Annotated in this window: 20 protein-coding genes, 1 other RNA gene and 1 pseudogene; 16 read left to right on the forward strand and 6 right to left on the reverse strand. The window is 64.2% G+C overall.

Annotated elements, in window-relative coordinates; translation table 11 throughout:
* The first annotated feature begins 36 nt into the window (after nt 1-36).
* The 6 genes from AC72UB_RS03270 (at nt 37) to AC72UB_RS03295 (ending at nt 4,458) form a co-directional block, all read left to right on the forward strand.
* The gene (locus tag AC72UB_RS03270; protein ID WP_505188500.1) at nt 37-849 is read left to right on the forward strand and encodes a hypothetical protein; all 813 of its coding nucleotides are present in this window, start codon (nt 37-39) and stop codon (nt 847-849) included.
* On the forward strand, nt 846-1,493 hold the full coding sequence (locus tag AC72UB_RS03275) for an N-acetylmuramoyl-L-alanine amidase (RefSeq protein ID WP_505188501.1): 648 nt from the start codon (nt 846-848) through the stop codon (nt 1,491-1,493). Before AC72UB_RS03270 ends, AC72UB_RS03275 begins: the two co-directional genes overlap by 4 nt.
* A gap of 146 nt (nt 1,494-1,639) precedes the next feature.
* An RNA gene (gene rnpB, locus AC72UB_RS03280) (RNase P RNA component class A) lies at nt 1,640-2,043 on the forward strand.
* 89 nt (nt 2,044-2,132) lie between these two features.
* Nucleotides 2,133-3,326: a glycosyltransferase family 2 protein gene (locus AC72UB_RS03285; RefSeq protein ID WP_505188502.1), complete on the forward strand. Its 1,194-nt coding sequence runs from the start codon at nt 2,133-2,135 to the stop codon at nt 3,324-3,326.
* 102 nt (nt 3,327-3,428) lie between these two features.
* Entirely contained in the window at nt 3,429-3,596 is a 168-nt protein-coding gene (gene rpmG / locus AC72UB_RS03290; RefSeq protein WP_008027883.1) for a 50S ribosomal protein L33, read from the forward strand.
* Between the two features lie 166 nt (nt 3,597-3,762).
* On the forward strand, nt 3,763-4,458 hold the full coding sequence (locus AC72UB_RS03295; RefSeq protein WP_505188843.1) for a VIT1/CCC1 transporter family protein: 696 nt from the start codon (nt 3,763-3,765) through the stop codon (nt 4,456-4,458).
* Nucleotides 4,459-4,527: 69 nt separating this feature from the next.
* On the opposite strand, the gene AC72UB_RS03300 is transcribed toward AC72UB_RS03295, so the two are convergent.
* On the reverse strand, nt 4,528-5,247 hold the full coding sequence (locus tag AC72UB_RS03300) for a Bax inhibitor-1/YccA family protein (RefSeq protein ID WP_505188503.1): 720 nt from the start codon (nt 5,245-5,247) through the stop codon (nt 4,528-4,530).
* Between the two features lie 139 nt (nt 5,248-5,386).
* Nucleotides 5,387-5,617, reverse strand: a complete 231-nt coding sequence (locus tag AC72UB_RS03305) for a DUF1127 domain-containing protein (protein WP_505188504.1) — start codon at nt 5,615-5,617, stop codon at nt 5,387-5,389.
* 132 nt (nt 5,618-5,749) lie between these two features.
* Here AC72UB_RS03305 and AC72UB_RS03310 point away from each other — a divergent pair, with 132 nt between their 5' ends.
* The gene (locus tag AC72UB_RS03310; protein WP_463290434.1) at nt 5,750-6,652 is read left to right on the forward strand and encodes a LysR family transcriptional regulator; all 903 of its coding nucleotides are present in this window, start codon (nt 5,750-5,752) and stop codon (nt 6,650-6,652) included.
* On the opposite strand, the gene AC72UB_RS03315 is transcribed toward AC72UB_RS03310, so the two are convergent.
* A complete protein-coding gene (locus AC72UB_RS03315) occupies nt 6,643-7,608 on the reverse strand; it encodes an NADPH:quinone oxidoreductase family protein (protein ID WP_505188505.1) in 966 nt (321 codons plus the stop codon). The two genes, AC72UB_RS03310 and AC72UB_RS03315, sit on opposite strands and share 10 nt — an antisense overlap.
* A gap of 369 nt (nt 7,609-7,977) precedes the next feature.
* Here AC72UB_RS03315 and AC72UB_RS03320 point away from each other — a divergent pair.
* The 3 genes and pseudogenes from AC72UB_RS03320 to AC72UB_RS03330 all read left to right on the forward strand — a co-directional run bounded on the left by AC72UB_RS03320 (nt 7,978) and on the right by AC72UB_RS03330 (nt 10,751).
* Nucleotides 7,978-8,337: pseudogene (locus AC72UB_RS03320) on the forward strand (helix-turn-helix domain-containing protein).
* A 78-nt stretch (nt 8,338-8,415) separates the two neighbouring features.
* Nucleotides 8,416-9,216, forward strand: a complete 801-nt coding sequence (locus tag AC72UB_RS03325) for an inositol monophosphatase family protein (RefSeq protein WP_505188506.1) — start codon at nt 8,416-8,418, stop codon at nt 9,214-9,216.
* Between the two features lie 194 nt (nt 9,217-9,410).
* Nucleotides 9,411-10,751: an 8-oxoguanine deaminase gene (locus tag AC72UB_RS03330; protein ID WP_505188507.1), complete on the forward strand. Its 1,341-nt coding sequence runs from the start codon at nt 9,411-9,413 to the stop codon at nt 10,749-10,751.
* Nucleotides 10,752-10,772: 21 nt separating this feature from the next.
* On the opposite strand, the gene AC72UB_RS03335 is transcribed toward AC72UB_RS03330, so the two are convergent.
* A complete protein-coding gene (locus AC72UB_RS03335) occupies nt 10,773-11,402 on the reverse strand; it encodes a TetR/AcrR family transcriptional regulator (protein WP_505188508.1) in 630 nt (209 codons plus the stop codon).
* Between the two features lie 114 nt (nt 11,403-11,516).
* Here AC72UB_RS03335 and AC72UB_RS03340 point away from each other — a divergent pair, with 114 nt between their 5' ends.
* From AC72UB_RS03340 to AC72UB_RS03365, 6 genes are all read left to right on the forward strand, one after another.
* Nucleotides 11,517-11,963 (forward strand): ABA4-like family protein, encoded by a 447-nt coding sequence (locus AC72UB_RS03340; RefSeq protein WP_505188509.1) that lies wholly within the window; start codon nt 11,517-11,519, stop codon nt 11,961-11,963.
* Nucleotides 11,956-12,780 carry a hypothetical protein gene (locus tag AC72UB_RS03345; protein ID WP_505188510.1) on the forward strand — a complete coding sequence of 275 codons (825 nt, stop codon included), beginning with the start codon at nt 11,956-11,958 and terminating at the stop codon, nt 12,778-12,780. Before AC72UB_RS03340 ends, AC72UB_RS03345 begins: the two co-directional genes overlap by 8 nt.
* Nucleotides 12,781-12,808: 28 nt before the next feature.
* Nucleotides 12,809-13,201 (forward strand): DUF2147 domain-containing protein, encoded by a 393-nt coding sequence (locus AC72UB_RS03350; protein ID WP_505188511.1) that lies wholly within the window; start codon nt 12,809-12,811, stop codon nt 13,199-13,201.
* Between the two features lie 251 nt (nt 13,202-13,452).
* Complete coding sequence (locus tag AC72UB_RS03355) at nt 13,453-14,631, forward strand: aspartate aminotransferase family protein (RefSeq protein WP_505188512.1); 1,179 nt, start codon at nt 13,453-13,455, stop codon at nt 14,629-14,631.
* 78 nt (nt 14,632-14,709) lie between these two features.
* Nucleotides 14,710-15,636 (forward strand): ornithine carbamoyltransferase, encoded by a 927-nt coding sequence (gene argF / locus AC72UB_RS03360; protein WP_505188513.1) that lies wholly within the window; start codon nt 14,710-14,712, stop codon nt 15,634-15,636.
* Nucleotides 15,637-15,822: 186 nt separating this feature from the next.
* Nucleotides 15,823-16,767: a class I SAM-dependent methyltransferase gene (locus tag AC72UB_RS03365; RefSeq protein ID WP_505188514.1), complete on the forward strand. Its 945-nt coding sequence runs from the start codon at nt 15,823-15,825 to the stop codon at nt 16,765-16,767.
* An 11-nt stretch (nt 16,768-16,778) separates the two neighbouring features.
* Here the strand turns inward: AC72UB_RS03365 and AC72UB_RS03370 are convergent, their stop codons facing one another.
* Both AC72UB_RS03370 and AC72UB_RS03375 read right to left on the reverse strand, forming a co-directional pair.
* A complete protein-coding gene (locus tag AC72UB_RS03370; protein WP_505188515.1) occupies nt 16,779-17,753 on the reverse strand; it encodes an aldose epimerase family protein in 975 nt (324 codons plus the stop codon).
* Nucleotides 17,754-17,809: 56 nt separating this feature from the next.
* Nucleotides 17,810-18,826, reverse strand: coding sequence for a zinc ABC transporter substrate-binding protein (locus AC72UB_RS03375; RefSeq protein ID WP_505188516.1), 1,017 nt, complete (start codon nt 18,824-18,826; stop codon nt 17,810-17,812).
* Between the last annotated feature and the right edge of the window lie 32 nt (nt 18,827-18,858).

Genomic DNA, 18,858 nt, shown 5'->3' on the forward strand with positions numbered 1-18,858 from the left:
GGGCGGCAAAGCGTTCTTCCGATGAAGGCAGATACCATGCGCGTTCTTCTGTTTCTTGCCGCCGGTCTTGGACTTGCAGCCTGTGCCGCCCCGGTGCCGGATTCGGCCTCGGGCGTCGGGTTCAACGACTACAACTCCTATGTGCGCAATGCCCAAACGGTGACCCCCACCGCGCCGCTCGATCCGATGGGCGTGGCAACAGCCACAGCCCCCAGCGCAGGCTTCTCGCCCGCCACCGCCGCCGCCGCGATTGACCGCGCCACCGGGGTTGCGCCCGCAGGCGGCACGGGCGTGCCGCTGACCGGGTCGGTGATCGGCTCGACCCCGACCGTTCCCATGGCCTCCACGCTGGCACCGGAACAGATGGCCTCGGTGACACTCGACGCCAATGGCCAGCGCCCGCGCGGCAACGCGCCGCTGACGATCAAGGAAGAAAGCGGCGAGATGGCAAACATCAATCCGTCGATCTCGGACGAGAATGACTTTGAAGCCGTCAGCGCCCGCGAATCCATCGAAAGCGACAAGGCCCGGATCGAGCGCAACCGCGCGCAGTATCAGGTGGACCAGCCCACCGCGCTGCCGCAACGCTCGGGCGACGTCGGCGGCGCGCCGATTGTGGCCTTTGCGCTGTCCACCTCGCACCCCGTCGGCACGCAGATCTACAAACGCGGCAAGCTCCGCCTGCAAAGCGCCGATGCGGCCTGCCGTCAATTCGCCTCGGCCGATCAGGCGCAAGAGGCCTTCTTGGCCGCCGGTGGCCCCGAGCGTGACCGCCGCGGCGTCGATCCGGACGGCGATGGCTATGCCTGCAGCTGGGACCCCTCGCCCTTCCGCGCCGCCCTGCAATGACCCCTTTCCCCTCGCCGAATTTCGGTGAGCGGCGGGGGGGCGTATCCCCCTCGCTGGTGCTGATCCACTACACCGCGATCTCCTGCGACGAAGCCCGCGCGCGGCTCTGCGATCCGGCTGCCGAAGTCTCGGCCCATTGGCTGATCTCCGAGACGGGCATGGCCGAAGCCTTGGTCGACGAACGCCACCGCGCCTGGCATGCCGGGGCGGGCGCTTGGGCCGGGCTTGAGGACATCAACAGCCATTCCATCGGCATTGAACTCGCCAATGACGGCAACCAACCCTTCGCCGAACCGCAGATGGCGGCGCTGGAAACCCTACTGGCAGCCATCCTCGCACGCTGGTCCATTGCGCCCCACCGGGTGATCGGCCATTCCGACATGGCCCCACAGCGCAAATCCGATCCGGGGCGGCATTTCGATTGGCGGCGTCTGGCGCGCCAAGGCCTTTCGGTCTGGCCCGATCTCGGCGATCCCACCGCCCCCCTTGCCACCAGCCTCACGCGCTTTGGCTACCCCGATGCGCCCGCCGATATCCGCCTTGCCGCCTTCCGCCTGCGCTTTCGCCCTTGGGCGACCGGCCCGGAAGACGCCACCGACCGCGCCTTGGCCCAGCACCTCGCGCAGGAATTCGGCCAAGCCTGATCCGCGCTGACCGAGCCAATTTCATCTTGGCCCAAATACTCCCGCCGGAGGCACCTCAGGCCGGGCCGGGGCGCTCCACTGGCAAGGCCACTCCCACCGCCTTAGGGCTTGAAGCGCGGCCCCATTCGCCGTATCTGCCCCCTTGCGCGGAGGGCTGGATGACCGCGGGGCTTGCGCCTCGAGGAAAGTCCGGACTCCATGAAGGAAGGGTGCCGGGTAACGCCCGGCGGGGGCAACCCCAGGGAAAGCGCCACAGAAAAGAAACCGCCCCGCTTGCGGGGTAAGGGTGAAACGGTGGGGTAAGAGCCCACCGCAGGACTGGCAACAGGACTGGCACGGCAAGCCCCACCCGGAGCAATGCCGAATAGGGGCCTTGCGTGGAAAGGTCTGACCATCTGCCTTCGGGCGGTCAGAGACCTCCACAGGGACACTTCAGCCCAAAGGCCCGGGTTGGCAGCTTGACCGCCCCGGTAACGGGTGCGGCAGAGGAATGGTCATCCAAGGGGCGTAAGCCCCGGGACAGAATCCGGCTTACAGGCCCTCCGCGCAATTTACCCAAGCTGTGAAATATCGTGGCGGTTTGGCGCAAAATGGTGAATAGTTTTCGTCAAATTCCTTTTCAATCGTTGCATTTCACCCATGCCCTACCCCGACACACCCACAGAGAAGGTCGCCAAAAAGGTGATCGTCGCCTGCATGCGCGACGAGGCGCTCTTTGTGGTGGAATGGGTGGCGCATCATCTCGCCCTCGGGTTTGACCGCATCATCGTCTATACCAACGCCTGCTCCGATGGCACCGACCGCCTTTTGGATGCCATGGCGGGCTTTCTACCGGTCGAGCATTACGACAACCCCGGCCCCTACACGGCGGGCAGCATTCAAAAACAGGCGCTCGAGATGGCCTTTCAACTGCCGCAGGTGCGGCAGGCGGGGTGGGTCTTGCACATTGATGCAGATGAATACCTCAACATCGAACTGGGCGCGCGGCGGGTTGATGATCTCATTGCCCTGCATCCCGGCGTCGATGCGATTGCCATCCAATGGCGGCACTTCGGCAGCGCGGGTGTGGCAAGCTGGCAGGGCGGGTCGGTGGTGGAAACCTTCACGCGCTGCGAACGCGATGTCCCGGTGCCGGGGGCGGCGGCGCAGGTCGGATTCAAGACCCTCTTTCGCCCCCAGCGCTTTAAAATGATGGGGGTGCATAGCCCGAAACTGCCGTGGAAAAAGCGGGTGCCGGTGGTGGTCAACACCGCCGGTGTGCCGATGCCGGTCGATGCGCTGATGTCCAAACGCAAATCGGGCTACCCGGTCGCGGCGGCGCAGTGCACTTGGGCCCATGCCAGCCTGCATCACCACCATGTCAAATCCGACGATCTGCATCTCTTGAAACACGCCCGCGGCGATGCCAACGGGCGCAAGAACAAAAAACGGGTGATCGGATCGGACTTTTACCGTCTGGTCGACCGCAACGAGGTGGAAAGCAAATCGCTCCTCCGCTTCCGCGCGCAGGTCACCCCGATCGAGACGCAGATTCGCGGCCTGCCGCAGATCGCCGCGCATGAGGCGGCGGCGATGGCGTGGTTTCAGGCCCGCTATCACGATGCCGCGGCTACCGCCGACCGGGCGGACCAAGAAGAGATCGCGCTCGATTGGCTGCGCGCCCAATTGGCCGATCTGCGCCAAAGCGCAGGCCCGGCGGCCTTTGAAACCGCCGCCGCCGCGTGGTTTCAGCGGCTTTTGCTGCAACTGGATGAGGTGGATGCCGCCGCCGATGAGCCCGACGCCCGCAACTCGGGCGGCGGGGACGAAGAGGCCGCGCGCTCGGTCGCCTGAGCCGGTGCTTTTGCTGTTGACTCTGCCCCTCCCACGGGTAAAAGGCGGGCTTCAAGGTTTTACCGGGGAGACTGAGGTTTTCCCGATGCAGGAGAGACGACCATGGCCAAACCGGCGACGATCAAGATCCGTCTGAACTCGACGGCTGGCACCGGGCACTTCTATGTGACCAAAAAGAACGCGCGCACCATGACCGAAAAGATGGTTGTGAAGAAGTATGACCCCGTCAAGCGCGAGCATGTCGAATACAAGGAAGGCAAGATCAAGTAAGATCTGCCGATCCAAATCTGATGCAGAGGCCGTCCGTTTGGGCGGCCTTTTCGTTTGGTGGCCACCCTTCGGGCCAAGGCGCAAGGCGCGTAAGCCAAGGCTTACACCGCAACCCTTGACCTTCGCCCGCCACAGGCGCCCAATTCGGGACATTCACCCGGAGGCCATTTTGGAACGCAGTCATTATGAAGAGCATTACGTCGCCCGCATCGGCTGGCTGCGCGCGGCGGTGCTGGGGGCCAATGACGGCATCGTCTCCACCGCCTCGCTGATCGTCGGCGTGGCGGCGGCTTCAGGGCGGGCCGAGGTGCTGGTGGCGGGCATGGCAGGCTTGGCCGCGGGTGCGCTCAGCATGGCGGCGGGCGAATATGTCTCGGTCTCCAGCCAGTCCGATACCGAAAAGGCCGACACCGCACGCGAACAGGCCGAGTTGGACGCCGGCCCCGCCGAAGAGCTGCGCGCGCTGACCAGCATCTATGAGGACCGGGGGCTGGAGCCGGCCCTTGCCCTGCAGGTCGCCACCGCGCTGCATGCCCATGACCCGCTGGCCGCCCATCTGCGTGACGAGTTGGGCTTTTCCGAGCACAGCGAGGCAAAGCCCTTGGTCGCTGCTGGCGCATCGGCGCTGACCTTTGCGGTGGGGGCGGCCCTGCCTCTGGCCACGGCGGCCTTGGTTCCCGACGCGCAAATCACCCTTTGGGTCACGACGCTGTCGCTGTTGTTTCTGGCCCTTCTGGGGGCCATCGGCGCCAAGGCAGGCGGCGCGCCCGTGCTGCGCGCGGTGGCGCGGGTCACCTTCTGGGGGGCGGTGGCCATGGCGGTGACGGCGGCTGTTGGCGCGCTTTTCGGCGCGGTGGTCTAGGCCTGCCAACCCCGCAAAGCAAAAGGCCGGGGTTTCCCCCGGCCTTCTGTTTCGCTTTGGTCCCCGCGCTTATTCGCGGTTGCCGAGGAATTGCAGCAGGAACATGAACATGTTCAGGAAGTTCATATAGAGGCTCAGCGCCCCCATGATGGCCGACTTGCCCAGCCATTCCTGATCGGCATGAACGGCATGCTCGATATAGGTGTTCTTGATGTTCTGGGTGTCAAACGCGGTCAGACCCGCGAAGATCAACACACCGATCACCGAGATCGCGAAGGACATCGCCGACGAGGCGAGGAAGATGTTCACGATCGAAGCGACGATCAGGCCGATCAGACCCATCATCAAGAAGGTGCCCATTCCGGACAGGTCTTTCTTGGTGGTGTAGCCGTAAAGCGACAGACCCGCGAAGGCGATCGCGGTGACCAAGAAGGTCTGCGCAATCGACGTGCCGGTGTAGACGGCGAAGATATAGCTGATCGACAGGCCCATGACTGCGGCGAACACATAGAAGAACAGTTGTGCTGCGGCGGCCGACAGACGGTTGATCATCGCGCTGAAGGCAAAGACCATGATCAAGGGCGCGAACATTACCAACCACTTGACCGGGGTTGCGAAGATCGCGGCCAGCATCGCTTCATTGGTGCCAACGGCCCAAGCCACGCCGCCGGTCAGCACCATCGCCACGGACATAAGCCCGTAGACCTTTGTCATATGGGCGCGAAGGCCCTCGTCGATCTGGGCCGCCTGGGCGGCGCCCACGGTCCGGATCGTATCATACTGTGCCATGTGTAAGCCTCCGATGTTTCTGGGGACGGCGCATGAACAGGCCCATGCACCGCCTTATGCGCAAAATATCGGGGTTCACCTTCTGGTTTTCAAGGATTTCATTGCGAAATACGACGTCAAAAATGTCGAATTTTTTGCCTTAGCGGCGCCAGCTGGCCGGGACGTCCCAAAACGGACGGTTGGCTTCGGCCAAAGCGGCGCGTTCGGTGAGGCCGATATCAGCCAGACGGGCCGCATCCATCCCGCGCAGCGCTTGGCGCTGACGGTGGGCGACAAGGCCAAGGCGAAGGGTTTTGGCCAAACGGCCAAGGGTGCTCTGCATCTCGACACGACGGATCGTCATCGTGGATGTGGCGACAGAGGCGAACATGATCTTTCCTTTCAGGGTCATTAACAGCGGTGATCCTGCGGGCAAATCCCATCAGGACACTTGATTGTTCTACCCGAATCGATAACATTCCGAAAACGAATGATATTGAACTCTGAAATCAGGATTTGTGATGTGATCCGCAATCTCGACCTGACCTCGCTGCGCTCGTTCGTGGCCATCGCCGATGCGGGCGGTGTCACCCGCGCCGCCGGGTTCCTGAACCTGACGCAATCGGCGGTGTCGATGCAAATCAAACGGTTGGAAGAGGTTTTGGGCTGTGACGTGCTTGACCGCTCCGCCCGCAAAGTGGGGCTCACGGCCGAGGGCGAGCAGCTTTTGGGCTATGCCCGCAAGATGCTGGCGCTGAACGACGAGGCGTTTCACCGCCTGACCACCGATGTGCACGAGGGCGAGATCGTGCTGGGCGTGCCGCATGACATTGTCTATCCGGCCATCCCGCAGGTGCTGCGCCGCTTTGCCAAAGAGTATCCCAAGATGAAGGTGACGCTCTTGTCCTCCTTCACTCGCGTCCTCAAGGCCCAGTTCGCCCGCGGCGAATGCGACGTCATCCTAACAACCGAGGTGGGCGTCGATCCCGAGGGCGAAACGATTGCCGAATTGCCCTTGGTCTGGGTCGGCGCGCCACAAGGGGCGGCATGGAAAAGTCGGCCCTTGCGGCTGGCCTATGAGCACAACTGCATCTTCCGCCAAGGCGTGCAGGCGGCCTTGGACCGGGCGGGCATCCCGTGGGAAATGGCGGTGGAAAGCGACAGCACCCGCACGGTTGAGGCGAGTGTCTCGGCCGATCTGGCCGTGCACACCGTCTTGGCTGGGTCCGAGCCGCCCTATGTGGAACGCATCAATCACGGCGGGGCGCTGCCGGATCTGTCCACCATGAAGGTCAATCTCTACGTTGCCCAACCCGCCCATTCGCACACCATTCAGGCGATGGCCGAAATGATCCGCCGCGCCTATGCCCAAGGCAAAGGCCGCGTCGTGGTGCAAGAGCGCGAGTTGAAACTGGTTCAGTCCTGAACCCGGATCACGATCTTCCCGGTGGATTTGCGGTCGCGCAGCAATTCCAGCGCTTGAGGCAATTGGTCAAAGGGCAGTTGGTGACTGATATGGGGGCGCAGACCCCCTTTGGCATACCAGCCCAAGAGCGTGTTCAGGCTGCCCGTCAACACCTGCGGCGCGAATTTGAGATAGCCGCCCCAGTATAGCCCCATCACCGAAAGGTTCTTGACCAACAAGAGGTTGGCCGCCACCTGCGGCACCTGCCCGCTGGCAAAGCCAATGGCCAAGAGACGCCCCTCAGGCCGGCAGGCCGACAAGGCGGCATCAAAACCCGGGCCGCCCACGGCGTCATAGACCACATCCACCCCACCCAAGGCCTTGAAGGCGGCCTTCAGATCAGGCGTCTCGCTGTCGATCGCCTCATCCGCCCCGGCAGCCCGTGCGATGGCCAGCTTTTCGGCCCCACGGGCCGAGGCAATCACCCGCGCGCCCATGCGCTTGCCGATCTCCACCGCCGTCAGGCCAACGCCGCCCGACGCCCCCAGCACCAACAGCGTCTCGCCCGGTTGCAGCCGCGCCTTGTGGTCCAGCGCCAGATGCGAGGTGCCATAGGCGATGGGAAAGGCGGCGGCATCGGTAAAGGGCATGGCATCGGGGATGGCCACCACGCGATTGGCAGGCGCAATCGCCTGTTCAGCCAGCGCGCCGTGATTGAGAAAGGCCAGAACGCGGGTGCCAGGGGCCGGGCCGCTGACGCCGGGGCCAAGCGCCTCCACCACGCCCGCCACTTCCATACCCGGCGTATAGGGCAGGGGGGGCTTTTCCTGATACTTGCCGTCGCGCATCAGCAGATCGGCAAAGTTCAGCGCGGCGGCGGCCACGCGCAGCCGCAGCTCGCCCGGGCCGGGCATGGGGCTGTCCATCACCTCTAACGCAAAGTCGCCGCCAAGCTCGCCCAGTCGCCAGGATTTCATTGCATGTCCTCAGATGGCTGCCGCTCCGCATCAATACGGGGGGATTTCGGGGCGTCAAGTCCACAGAATTCGCAAATTGCAACGATCATTGACGAAGATCATTGCAAAATGCATTGCGAAATAGAAAACACCTCTTGCGCGAGTTTATCAAATTGCATGACCCTTTAGCGCGCAATGGGTGCGCGCTCTCTCGAAAGTTCTTCATCTGTATAATTGGACATATCCAAAAGGACAGGTTTTCCGGCTGTCTTGTCGGGCGATCCAGAAAAACATGGTTACCGCGTCCAATGCGCAAGTTTGGCGTAAAATTTGCTTATAAAGCTGTGTCGTGGTCCGCCATGTCCGCATCGCACAAAGGGAAGAAAAGAAATGAAGCATCCTGTTGACGCCCATGTGGGCAAGCGCATCCGTCACCGTCGCTGGATGATCGCGATGACCCAGCAGCAACTGGCGGATAAGGTCGGGATCAAGTTCCAGCAAATCCAGAAATATGAAACCGGGATGAACCGGGTTTCAGCGTCGCGGCTGTGGGATATCGCCGATGCGCTGGGCGTGACGATTGCCTTTTTCTTCGAAGGATTGGCCGAGGGCGATGTGCCGAAAGCCCCCGGTGCCGATCTGATGGCTGACAAGGAAGCGCTGTAATTGGTGCGCTCCTACTACGCCATCCCCGAGGCGCAGCGCCGCCGCCTGTTCGATTTGGCCCGCGTCCTGTCAGACGCCGCCTAAGGCCCATCTGCGGCTTGACCATCAGCCCCCGTGCCGCTAGCCCGGCATCGGGGGCTTTGCTTTTTTGGGGGGGCAGCAATGCGGGTGATCAGCGCGACCGAGGCGGCGGATTTGGTGTCCACCGCACATGCCTTGGCCGATGCGGCCCGGGTGGCGACACTGCTGCATTTTCGCAAAGACGGCCTGACGGCGGAAACCAAAGAGGCCGCGCGGTTTGACCCGGTGACCGTGGCCGATCGGCTGTCGGAAGAACGCATGCGCGAGATCTTGGCCCAACGCCGCCCGCAAGATGCGATCTTGGGCGAGGAATATGGCGCCAAGGCTGGCACCAGCGGCCTGACATGGGTCTTGGACCCGATCGACGGCACACGCAGCTATCTTTGTGGCACCCCCACATGGGGCGTTCTGGTCGCGGTGGGCGATGCCTCGGGGCCGGTCTTTGGAATCATCGACCAACCCTATATCGGCGAGCGGTTTGAGGGCGGCTTGGGCCGGGCCGAAGTCACCGGCCCCTTGGGTCGCACCGCGCTGAAAGCGCGTGCGCCCCGGGGTCTGTCCGAGGCCATCGTGATGACCACCTTCCCCGAGGTCGGCACCGCCGAAGAGGGCGCCGCCTTTCGCCGGGTGGTGGGGCGGGCAAAGCTCGTGCGCTATGGCACCGATTGCTATGCCTATGCGCTGATCGCCGCCGGGCAGATTGATCTGGTGATCGAGGCGGGGCTGCAGGCCTATGACGTGCAGGCCCCGATTGCGGTGATCGAAGCGGCGGGCGGCATCGTGACCGACTGGCAGGGACGCCCGGCCCCTCAGGGCGGGCAGATCCTCGCGGCGGCAAACCGCGAGATCCATGCCGAGGCCTTGGCGCTTTTGAACGCTTGAGCCATCCGACAGGTGGTTCCTCTGGGCGCAGCCGTGGGATTTGAGTATTTTTGCCAAGATGAAAACCTGACCTGCGGCTCTTGGCGAGGGCGGGAGCGTCCGGTATTGTGCCCAAGCTGGCGCCGAGTCCTTCCCCCTTCTGTCGCGCCCGTGGTTCCGATCCACCGAAGGGGTGGGCAAGATATGGAACCGCCATGCCTGAACTTCTGATCCGCCATGCCGATGCCGTTGTCACCATGAACGGTGCGCGCGAAGAGATTGCCGGGGGCGATGTGCTGATCCGCGGCGGGGTGATTGCCGCCGTGGGGCGCGCGTTGCAAGCGCCGGGGGCCGAGGTGCTGGAGGCCAAGGGCTGTGTGGTGACGCCGGGTTTGGTCAACACCCATCACCACCTCTATCAAACCCTGACCCGCGCCGTGCCGGGGGGCCAAGATGCGCTGTTGTTCGGATGGCTGAAAACGCTATATCCGATCTGGGCGGGGTTTGGGCCTGAGGAGATGTTTGTCTCCGCTCAGGTGGGGCTGGCGGAACTTGCGCTTTCGGGCTGCACGCTGACCTCGGATCATCTGTATCTTTTCCCCAACGGGTCGCGCTTGGATGACACCATTGCGGCGGCGCATGAGGTCGGCTTGCGCTTTCACCCCACGCGCGGCGCGATGAGCATTGGGGTCAGCGATGGCGGTCTGCCGCCCGACAGTCTGGTAGAACGCGAGCCGGCGATCTTGGAAGATTGCATCCGGGTCGTCGATGCCCACCATGACGCGGCCGAGGGCGCGCTGGTGCGGGTAGGTCTCGCCCCCTGTTCGCCGTTCTCCGTCAGCCGCGACCTCATGCGCGACGCCGCCCTTCTGGCGCGCGATAAGGGCGTGATGCTGCACACCCATCTGGCCGAAAACGATGAGGATATCGCCTATTCGCTGGCCAAGTTCGGCTGCCGTCCCGGCCAATATGCCGAAGATCTGGGCTGGACGGGCGCGGATGTTTGGCACGCCCATTGCGTGAAACTCGATAGCCGCGAGATTGATCTTTTTGCGCGATCCGGCACCGGGGTGGCGCATTGCCCCTGTTCCAATTGTCGGCTGGGGTCGGGCGTGGCCCCGGTGCGCGCGATGCGCGATGCGGGCGTCAAGGTCGGTCTTGGGGTCGATGGATCGGCCAGCAATGATGCGGGCAATCTGGTGCTCGAGGCGCGGCAGTCGATGCTCCTCCAGCGCGTCACGCTCGGCGCCGATGCGATGAGCGCGCGCGAGGCTTTGGAGATTGCCACGCTGGGCGGCGCGCGGGTACTGGGGCGGCACGATTGCGGGTCGATTGAGCCGGGCAAGCGGGCTGATCTCGCGATCTGGGATGTCTCGGGCATTGAGGCGGCCGGGTCATGGGACCCGGTGGCCAGCCTGATCCTCTGCGGCCCCACCCGCGTGCGCGATCTCTTTGTTGAGGGGCGGCAGGTGGTGCGCTCGGGCCAGATGGCGACGATTGATCTGCCCCGCGTGATCGAACGGCAAACCGCACTGGCGCGGCGGCTGGCAGGCTAAGGTCAGGACCGAGGGCGCAGCTCACCGCGGCACCAAATTCACTTCGAACAGGCGGCGAAACAGGGCGTCACGCTCGGCCCGCGCCTCGGGGCTGTTCGGGTCATCGGCCCGCAGCGGGATATAGCCAGACAGCGCCAGTTCGGCCAAGCCATGCACCCGCGTCCAGCAGGCCAGCACCTCTTCTTGCGCGCAAGGGTGGGCCAGCGGTGCACTGCCATGCAGGTCGGCGACCGCGCCGGCCAAGTGCATAAAGGCGGCCTCTGACGCGCGGTGCAGATCGCTGTGGGGCGAGGGGCCCTTGGGCAGGCCAAAGACCAGCCGAAAGAGCGCCGGATTGGCAAAGGCAAAATCCAGATACCCCATGCCCGACCCCATCAGCCGCTCATAAGGCGTGTCAGCGGCGCTGGCTTGGCGGGCCTCCATACAGGCCAAAAGCCGCCCGAACCCGCGCTCGGCAAGGGCGGCGATCATGCCTGCCGTGTCGCCGAAATGATGCGAGGGGGCGGTATGGCTGACCCCCACCCGCGCCGCCACCCGGCGCAGGGAAAAGCTGGCCAGACCGCGTTCGGTCAGCTCCGCCTCACCGGCATCCAGAATCGCGCGGCGCAGGTCGCCGTGGTGATAGCTTGAGGCCTTCGTCGCACCGCTCATCGATCAACGCCTGATATTCATTGGGAAAATCATAACTTGACAGCGGAAAGATTGCAAGACATCGTCAATCTTGCCAGTGGAAAGATTTGTCCCAGTTGAAGATCGGAGATGTGGATGACACCGGAGACCCTGTTTATGATTGCCAATCCACTGGCCCTTATGGGCTGGCTTGCGCTGGCCATCGCCCCGCTGGCCCCGCGGCTGATTGATCTCTTCGCCGGATGGGTCCTGCCGGGGCTCTTGTCGTTGGGCTATGCGGTCTTGATGCTGGTCCATTTCGCCGACGCGCCCGGTGGGTTTCAGACCTTGGCCGATGTGCAGGCGCTCTTCACCGATGCCGATGTGGCGCTGGCGGGCTGGGTCCATTATCTCGCCTTTGATCTCTTCATCGGCGCCTGGATCCTGCGCGATGCCCGGCGCGAGGGCATTGCCCATTGGGTTGTGCTGCCGATCCTGCCCTTTGTCTTTATGGTCGGCCCAGCGGGGTTTGTGGCCTATCTCGCGCTGAAACTGCTGCGCCGGGGCATTCCATCCACCGATACGGAGGTGCGCCATGGTTGACGCGCGGATGGCCTTTCCCCCCGCGATGCCCCGGGCGCGCGGCACCCGGATCGAGGCGGACCCCATGCTGTTGCGCATCGGGGTGGCGGTGATCCTGTCCCTCCTTCTCACCTTGCCCGCGCTCTTGCTCGACGGGCGGATGCTTCAGGGTGAGAATGTCTGGGTCAAGCCGATCAAATTCCAGATCGCGCTGGCGGTCTACCTCGTCACGCTTTCGGTCTTTGCCAGCCTTTTGCCGAAAGACGCCGCCACCACGCGCCGCCTGCGCTGGATTGGCCTTGCGCTGACCCTTGGCACGCTGGCCGAACTCCTGTGGGTCGGTGGATCGGCGATGTTTGCCACTGCCTCGCATTACAACCCGCATCCGGTGATGTCGGCGATCTATCTGTCGATGGGCGGGGTGGCCACGGTGCTGATCCTCGGCAGCCTGATGATGGGCCTCTCTTTCTGGAGTGCCCGCGACAGCCACCTGCCCGAGGCGCTCCGCCTGTCGCTCGCCTTGGGGCTGATCCTAACCTTTGTGCTGACCCTGCCTGCGGCGGGCACGCTCGCGGCCTTGCCCGGCCATTTCATCGGAACGCCGGTGACGGGGGCCGTGGTGCCGATCATGGGCTGGTCGCGCGAGGTGGGCGATCTCAGGGTCGCGCATTTTCTGGCGATGCATGCCTTGCACGCCGTGCCGCTGATCGGGGTCGCGGCCATGGGGCTTTCCAACCCCGCCGTGGCGCGCGGTTTGGTCTGGGCCGGGGCGCTGGGCTATGCGGCACTCACCGCCTTTGCCTTTGTGCAGGCCTTGGCCGGACAGCCCGCGTTCTGATCTGCTGTTCTTGTTGAAAGGTGCTCCCATGCCTCGCCTCTCCCGCTCTCTCGCCTTGGCGCTCCTGATCGGGGCCCCTCTGCCTGCGCTCGCCCAAGATGCCACCGGCCTATGGCGCAGCGAGGCGACCGAGGAAGGCTATATCGAGGTCAAGATCGCCCCCTGTGGCGCAGCCCTGTGCGGCACCATCCTGCGCGCCCGCGATCTTGCCGGGGCCGAGCAACCCTATCCGCACAGCGGCAAACAGATGATCTGGGACATGGTCGCCGACGGGCCCGGAAAATGGTCCGGCGGCCAAATCTGGGACCCGCGCAATGACCGCACCTTCGCCTCCAAGATGGCGCTTTCGGGCAATCGGCTGATCGTCGCGGGCTGTGTCTTTGGCATCTGCCAAAGACAAAACTGGCAGCGGGTGAACTAACACCGCTCCCCAGCCACCCCCACAAATCCCTTTGCAACCGCCGCGATTTGCCCTAAACGCAGCGGCATGATCGCTTATGGCTGCCCTTCGCACCTGCCCCGACGCCGACGCAGCCTCGCGTAAGCGCCCGATCTGCCGTGGCCTCCCGGCATCTGCCCTGCAGAACGCCATCCTGCCACATCCTGCCCTTCCCGCATTGACCTTTCGTCCCGGCCTTGGCACTTCTTGGCCTTCGCACAAGGAACTGACCCATGATCTCTGCTGTTCTGCCCACCTACAACCGCGCCCCCCTCGCCTTTGTCTCGGGCGCCGGGTCTTGGCTGACGGCCGAGGATGGCAGCCGATATCTCGATCTCGGCGCAGGCATCGCGGTGAACGCGCTCGGCCATGCCCACCCCGCATTGGTCAAAACACTGACCGATCAGGCGGCGAAGCTCTGGCATGTCTCCAACGTCTACCGCATCCCCGAACAAGAGGCCTTGGCCAAGGCGCTCGTCGATAAAACCTTTGCCGATACGGTGTTTTTCACCAATTCCGGCACGGAAACCGCCGAACTCGCCATCAAGATGGCGCGCAAATATCACTATGAAAAAGGCGCACCCCGCGCCGAGATCATCGCCTTTGAGGGCGCCTTTCACGGCCGCTCGACCGGCGCCATCGCGGCGGCCGGGTCGCAAAAGATGACCAAAGGCTACGGCCCCTTGATGCCAGGCTTTCGCCAATTGCCCTTTGGCGACCACGCCGCGCTGAAAGCGGCCATCACCGATCAGACCTGCGCGGTCATCATCGAACCCATTCAGGGCGAGGGCGGCATCCGCACCATGCCCGATGCCTGCCTCAAGGGGTTGCGCGACCTTTGCGACCAGCACGGCGCGCTCTTGATTTTTGACGAGGTGCAATGTGGCATGGGCCGCACGGGTCGGCTCTTCGCCTCTGAATGGGCGGGCGTTGCCCCCGACATCATGATGGTGGCCAAGGGCATCGGCGGCGGCTTTCCCTTGGGCGCGGTGCTGGCCACCGAAAAAGCCGCCTCCGGCATGGTGGCAGGCACCCACGGCTCCACCTATGGCGGCAACCCTTTGGGCTGCGCGGTCGGGGCCAAGGTGCTCGAAATCGTCTCGGAAGATGGCTTTCTGGCCGAGGTTAACCGCAAGGGCGGCCTCTTCCGCCAAGGGCTCGAATCCCTCGTCGCCCGCCATCCATCGGTCTTCGAGGCGGTGCGTGGCCAAGGGCTGCTTTTGGGGCTGAAATGCGTGGCCCCGAATACCGATGTGGTGAAGGCGGGCTATGATGCGCATGTTTTGACCGTGGCCGCGGCCGACAACGTCATCCGCATCCTGCCCGCGCTCAACATCCCCGATTCCGACATCGCCGAGGCGCTGGTCCGTCTCGACCGCGCCGCCACTGACCTTGCCGCCACCCTGACCTGACCATTTCATCTTGGCCCAAATACTCCACGGGGGTCCGGGGGTGTGAAACCCCCGGGGGCTGCCAGAAAGAACCATGACATGAAGCACTTCCTTGATATCCACACCACCGACGCCGCCGAACTGCGCGCCATGATCGACAACGCCCACGCGATGAAATCGGCGCGCAACAACCGCCCCAAGGGCATGACCGATGACGACCAGCCCTTGGCCGGACGCATGGTGGCCTTGATCTTCGAAAAGCCCTCCACCCGCACCCGCGTGTCCTTTGATGTCGGCGTCCGCCAGATGGGCGGGCAGACCATGGTGCTTTCGGGCAAGGAAATGCAGCTTGGCCATGGCGAGACCATCGCCGACACTGCCCGCGTGTTGTCGCGCTATGTCGATCTCATCATGATCCGCACGTTTGAGGAGGCCACCCTTCTGGAAATGGCCGAACATGCCACAGTCCCGGTGATCAACGGCCTGACGAACCGCACCCATCCCTGCCAGATCATGGCCGATGTGATGACCTATGAAGAACACCGCGGCCCCATTGCCGGCAAAAAGGTGGTCTGGGCGGGGGATGGCAACAACGTCTGCGCCTCCTTCCTGCATGCCGCCGGGCAATTCGGCTTTGACTTCACCTTCACCGGCCCCGAACCCCTGGACCCCGAGGCGAAATTCGTCGACTTCGCCCGCGCCAAAGGGGCGAATGTGCAGATCGAACGCGACCCGAACCGCGCCATCGACGGGGCCGACCTTGTGGTCACTGACACGTGGGTCTCGATGCATGACCCCGAATCGGCCAAGGAACGCCGCCACAACCAGCTGCGCGGCTATCAGGTGAACGAGGCGCTGATGGCCCGGGCCAAGCCCGACAGCCTGTTCATGCATTGCCTGCCCGCGCATCGCAACGATGAGGCGACAAGCGCTGTCATGGACGGCCCCCATTCGGTGATCTTTGACGAGGCCGAAAACCGGCTCCACGCGCAAAAGGCCATCATGCGCTGGTGTTTGGGGGTCTAAGCGGCCGATCTGGCCGCGCTGCAATGACCAATCGCAGTGCGGCCCCACGAAAATTATGGGATGCCAAGGCATCGCAAGTTTTGGATTTCTGCCCTAGATAAAGGCAAGCAGGCTCTGCCTGCGCCCCTGCCTATGGCCGGGTACGGATATTGGACGACGAGATTATTTGAAAAAGGGGTTCGGCGCATGCCGATGGATGTCATAAGCGCACGGCTGCGGCGGCTGGACTTTGTCACCCGCGCCACCTGCCCAAGCTGCGGGTCAGCCGGGGCCAAAAGCCTGTGGTCTGGCCGGTTTTCTGACCCCTCAATGGCCAACCATCTGGCCCAGTTTCACTACAGCGCCGATCTGGCGGCAGAATTGGGCGATCAGCCCTTTGATCTGGTCTGCTGCAGCACCTGTGGCCTCACCTATCACCGGCTGATCTTGTCAGATGAGGGGCTGGCCACCCTCTATGGTCGCTGGATTGATCCCGCGCAGATCACCCAGTTCGAGGCCACCCACACCGCAAAACGTGCCGATCCCTTTGCCCAAGGCGTGCAGCGCCTCAAAACGCTCTTGCGGCTGCGCCACCTTGTGCGGGTCCAGCATCCCGAAGCCGCACCAATCCGCCTGATGGATTTCGGCTGCGGCGACGGTGAGATGCTGGCGGCGGCCAAGGTCTTGGGGATGGACCCCATCGGCATCGACATCAGCGCCACGCGCGCCCATGCCGCGCGGGGGGCAGGGGCCTTGGTGCTGCCCGACCTTGCCACCTTTGATGCCAAAGGCGGCGGCAAGGTCCATGCCGTGGTGCTGAGCCAAGTTTTGGAGCATGTCAGCGACCCCGTCGGCCTTCTGCGCGCCATCGCGCAGCGTATGGTGCCGGGGGGCATCCTCTTTGTAGCGGTCCCGAATTGCAGCGGCCTGACCGCGCCGCATGACTTTGACAGCTTTCACCGCCTGCAACCCCTCGAGCATCTAAACGCCTTCACCCCGCACACCCTGCGCGAGACGGTCACGCGCGCCGGGTTCCACCCCTTGCGCCGCCCGATGGCCAGTCTCGACACCCGGCCCTTGGGGGTCCTGCGCGCCTTGGCCAATCTGGTCTATCAGCCCGCGACGACCGATCAGGTCTTCCGGCTGGCTTAAGCCGCGCGCCCTTAGGCGCGGTCAAACCGCCATTCGGTGATCTGCCGCGCAGGCGAACCGGGGCGCAGCGTGATCGGCGGAAAATCGGGATAAGACGGCGCGTCCGACCAGCCTTGGGTCTCAATCGCAATCGCCGCATAAAGCCCACGGCTGGGGCATTTCCCGTCGCGCCCGTCATAGATCTGCACGCCCGGCTCGGTGGTGGCGACCGTCATCCGTAGCCCAGAGGCGCCTTGCAAGATCAACACATCGCGCAAGGGCCTTGGTCCGTCGGAGAGGCAAAAGCAATGGTCCAAAGCCGGGTCACCGGGGCTCGGCGTGCGTGGCGCGCGAAAGTCCATCGGGCCGCCCGCCACCGGGACAATCTCGCCAGTGGGGCGGGCATCGGCATCGGTCGGCAGAAAGTGATCGGCTGCGATCTGCAGGCTGTGCCCGGCCCAATCCGCCCCGCCGTCCAGCGTCCAATAGCCGTGGCTGGTGGCATTCCACAGCGTCTCAGTCTCGGTGGTGGCGTAAAGCTCCAGCCGCAGCGTGGCACGGCCCGTCAGCGAAAACCGCGCCTCAACCCGCCGATTGCCGGGAAAGCCGCCCAAGCCATCGGGCAGGCTCAGCCCCAAGGTCGCGCTGTCGTCGGTGACGCTCACCACATCCCAAACCTGCCCCTGCGCGCCGGTGCTGCCCGAATGCAAACAATGCCCGGCCTGATTGGCCTCCAACTGCACCTCGCGCCCGCCGACCCTCGCGCGGGCATGACCAATCCGGTTGGCGACCGGCGCGATGACCGGGCCGTGATAGAGCATCGCGCCTTGGTAATCTTCCATCCGGTCTGACCCCAGCGTCAGATCATGTGCCACGCCCGCCAACCGCACCGAGTGCAAAACCGCGCCCCATGTCAGGAGGGCAACGGTCAAATCCCCCTTGGACAGCGTGATGCGCTGCACCGCGCGCCCGTCGGCGGTCTGCCCAAAGCTTGCGATCCCTGCCATGTGATAACCCCCTGATTTCCCGGCCAGACTGGCCGGGCGGGCAGGGTTTGGCAAGGCTACTTGGCGCAATCCGCGATGGTCGTCGCCATCGCGCGCAGCATCTGCCCGTAAAGCGCGGCTCCCGGTTCGATGAACGATCCCTCCGGGTCCAACGCGCCCGCAGGCGTCAGCCCGGTCGCCTCGGCCAGTTGCGCCACAAGTTTCGGGTCATGGTTCGCCTCGGGGAAGAGACACACCGGCCCTTCACGCAACAGCGCCTCAAGCTCGGCAATGTGCTTGGCACCGGGATTGGCCGCATCCCCCTCGGCGATCGAGGCGGCGATGGTCAGGCCGTAATGCCCGGCAAAATAGCCATAGGCATCGTGGAACACGACCAAAGGCTTGTCCTTGACCGGGGCCAAAAGGGCGGCGATTTCACCGTCCAGCGCGGTCAGATCAGCCTGCGCCTTTTCAGCATTTGCACTGTAAACGGCCGCGTTTTCAGGGTCTTGGGCAGAAAGTTCCGCTGCGATCAGGCCCAGCCAATGGCCGGCATTGGCCGGATCGAGCCAGGCATGCGGATCCAGCCCGGTATGGGCGTGGTCTGCGTGATCATCATGCCCCGCTTCGTCGTGGCCGTGATCGTCATGCCCCGCCTCGGCCTTTTCCTCGGTGCCATGGTCGTGGCCTTCGTGCCCAGCCTCTTCATGCCCCGCCTCGGCCCCATGATCATGCGCGCCCTCGGCCCCGAACTCCTGCCGAAACGTCCCCTCCGCCGCCAAAAGCCGCAACTCCTTGGCGGTTGAGGTGCCCTCCAGCGCCCGGTCCAGCCACGGCGTCATCTCCGGCCCGATCCAGACCACCAGCCCGGCCTCTTGCAAACCCGCCGCCTGTGACGGGCGCAACTGGAACGAATGGGCGTTGGCGCCCTTTTCCAGCAAGAGATCCGGCTGACCCAGATCGCCCATCACCTGCGCCACCAGCGAATGCACGGGCGGAATATCGGTGACCACACGCGGCACCTCGGCCATCGCAGGAAACGTGAGGGCGGGGGCGGCAACACTGGTCAACAGAAGCGATATGATATAACGCATGGCAATGGCCTTCTCTTTGCGGATGAGGGCTG

This window comes from Allotabrizicola aquatica (SeqCode), from assembly GCF_965194375.1.
Lineage (GTDB): Bacteria > Pseudomonadota > Alphaproteobacteria > Rhodobacterales > Rhodobacteraceae > Tabrizicola_A > Tabrizicola_A aquatica.

Bases quoted from the DNA above. Each gene is read 5' to 3' on its own strand.
- AC72UB_RS03340 (WP_505188509.1), top strand. From the start codon at position 11,517: ATGACACCGGAGACCCTGTTTATGATTGCCAATCCACTGGCCCTTATG.
- AC72UB_RS03370 (WP_505188515.1), bottom strand. From the start codon at position 17,753: ATGGCAGGGATCGCAAGCTTTGGGCAGACCGCCGACGGGCGCGCGGTG.
- AC72UB_RS03350 (WP_505188511.1), top strand. From the start codon at position 12,809: ATGCCTCGCCTCTCCCGCTCTCTCGCCTTGGCGCTCCTGATCGGGGCC.
- AC72UB_RS03305 (WP_505188504.1), bottom strand. From the start codon at position 5,617: ATGTTCGCCTCTGTCGCCACATCCACGATGACGATCCGTCGTGTCGAG.
- AC72UB_RS03355 (WP_505188512.1), top strand. From the start codon at position 13,453: ATGATCTCTGCTGTTCTGCCCACCTACAACCGCGCCCCCCTCGCCTTT.
- argF (WP_505188513.1), top strand. From the start codon at position 14,710: ATGAAGCACTTCCTTGATATCCACACCACCGACGCCGCCGAACTGCGC.
- AC72UB_RS03315 (WP_505188505.1), bottom strand. From the start codon at position 7,608: ATGAAATCCTGGCGACTGGGCGAGCTTGGCGGCGACTTTGCGTTAGAG.
- AC72UB_RS03345 (WP_505188510.1), top strand. From the start codon at position 11,956: ATGGTTGACGCGCGGATGGCCTTTCCCCCCGCGATGCCCCGGGCGCGC.
- AC72UB_RS03270 (WP_505188500.1), top strand. From the start codon at position 37: ATGCGCGTTCTTCTGTTTCTTGCCGCCGGTCTTGGACTTGCAGCCTGT.
- AC72UB_RS03375 (WP_505188516.1), bottom strand. From the start codon at position 18,826: ATGCGTTATATCATATCGCTTCTGTTGACCAGTGTTGCCGCCCCCGCC.
- AC72UB_RS03275 (WP_505188501.1), top strand. From the start codon at position 846: ATGACCCCTTTCCCCTCGCCGAATTTCGGTGAGCGGCGGGGGGGCGTA.
- AC72UB_RS03285 (WP_505188502.1), top strand. From the start codon at position 2,133: ATGCCCTACCCCGACACACCCACAGAGAAGGTCGCCAAAAAGGTGATC.
- AC72UB_RS03335 (WP_505188508.1), bottom strand. From the start codon at position 11,402: ATGAGCGGTGCGACGAAGGCCTCAAGCTATCACCACGGCGACCTGCGC.
- AC72UB_RS03365 (WP_505188514.1), top strand. From the start codon at position 15,823: ATGCCGATGGATGTCATAAGCGCACGGCTGCGGCGGCTGGACTTTGTC.
- AC72UB_RS03325 (WP_505188506.1), top strand. From the start codon at position 8,416: ATGCGGGTGATCAGCGCGACCGAGGCGGCGGATTTGGTGTCCACCGCA.
- AC72UB_RS03300 (WP_505188503.1), bottom strand. From the start codon at position 5,247: ATGGCACAGTATGATACGATCCGGACCGTGGGCGCCGCCCAGGCGGCC.
- rpmG (WP_008027883.1), top strand. From the start codon at position 3,429: ATGGCCAAACCGGCGACGATCAAGATCCGTCTGAACTCGACGGCTGGC.
- AC72UB_RS03330 (WP_505188507.1), top strand. From the start codon at position 9,411: ATGCCTGAACTTCTGATCCGCCATGCCGATGCCGTTGTCACCATGAAC.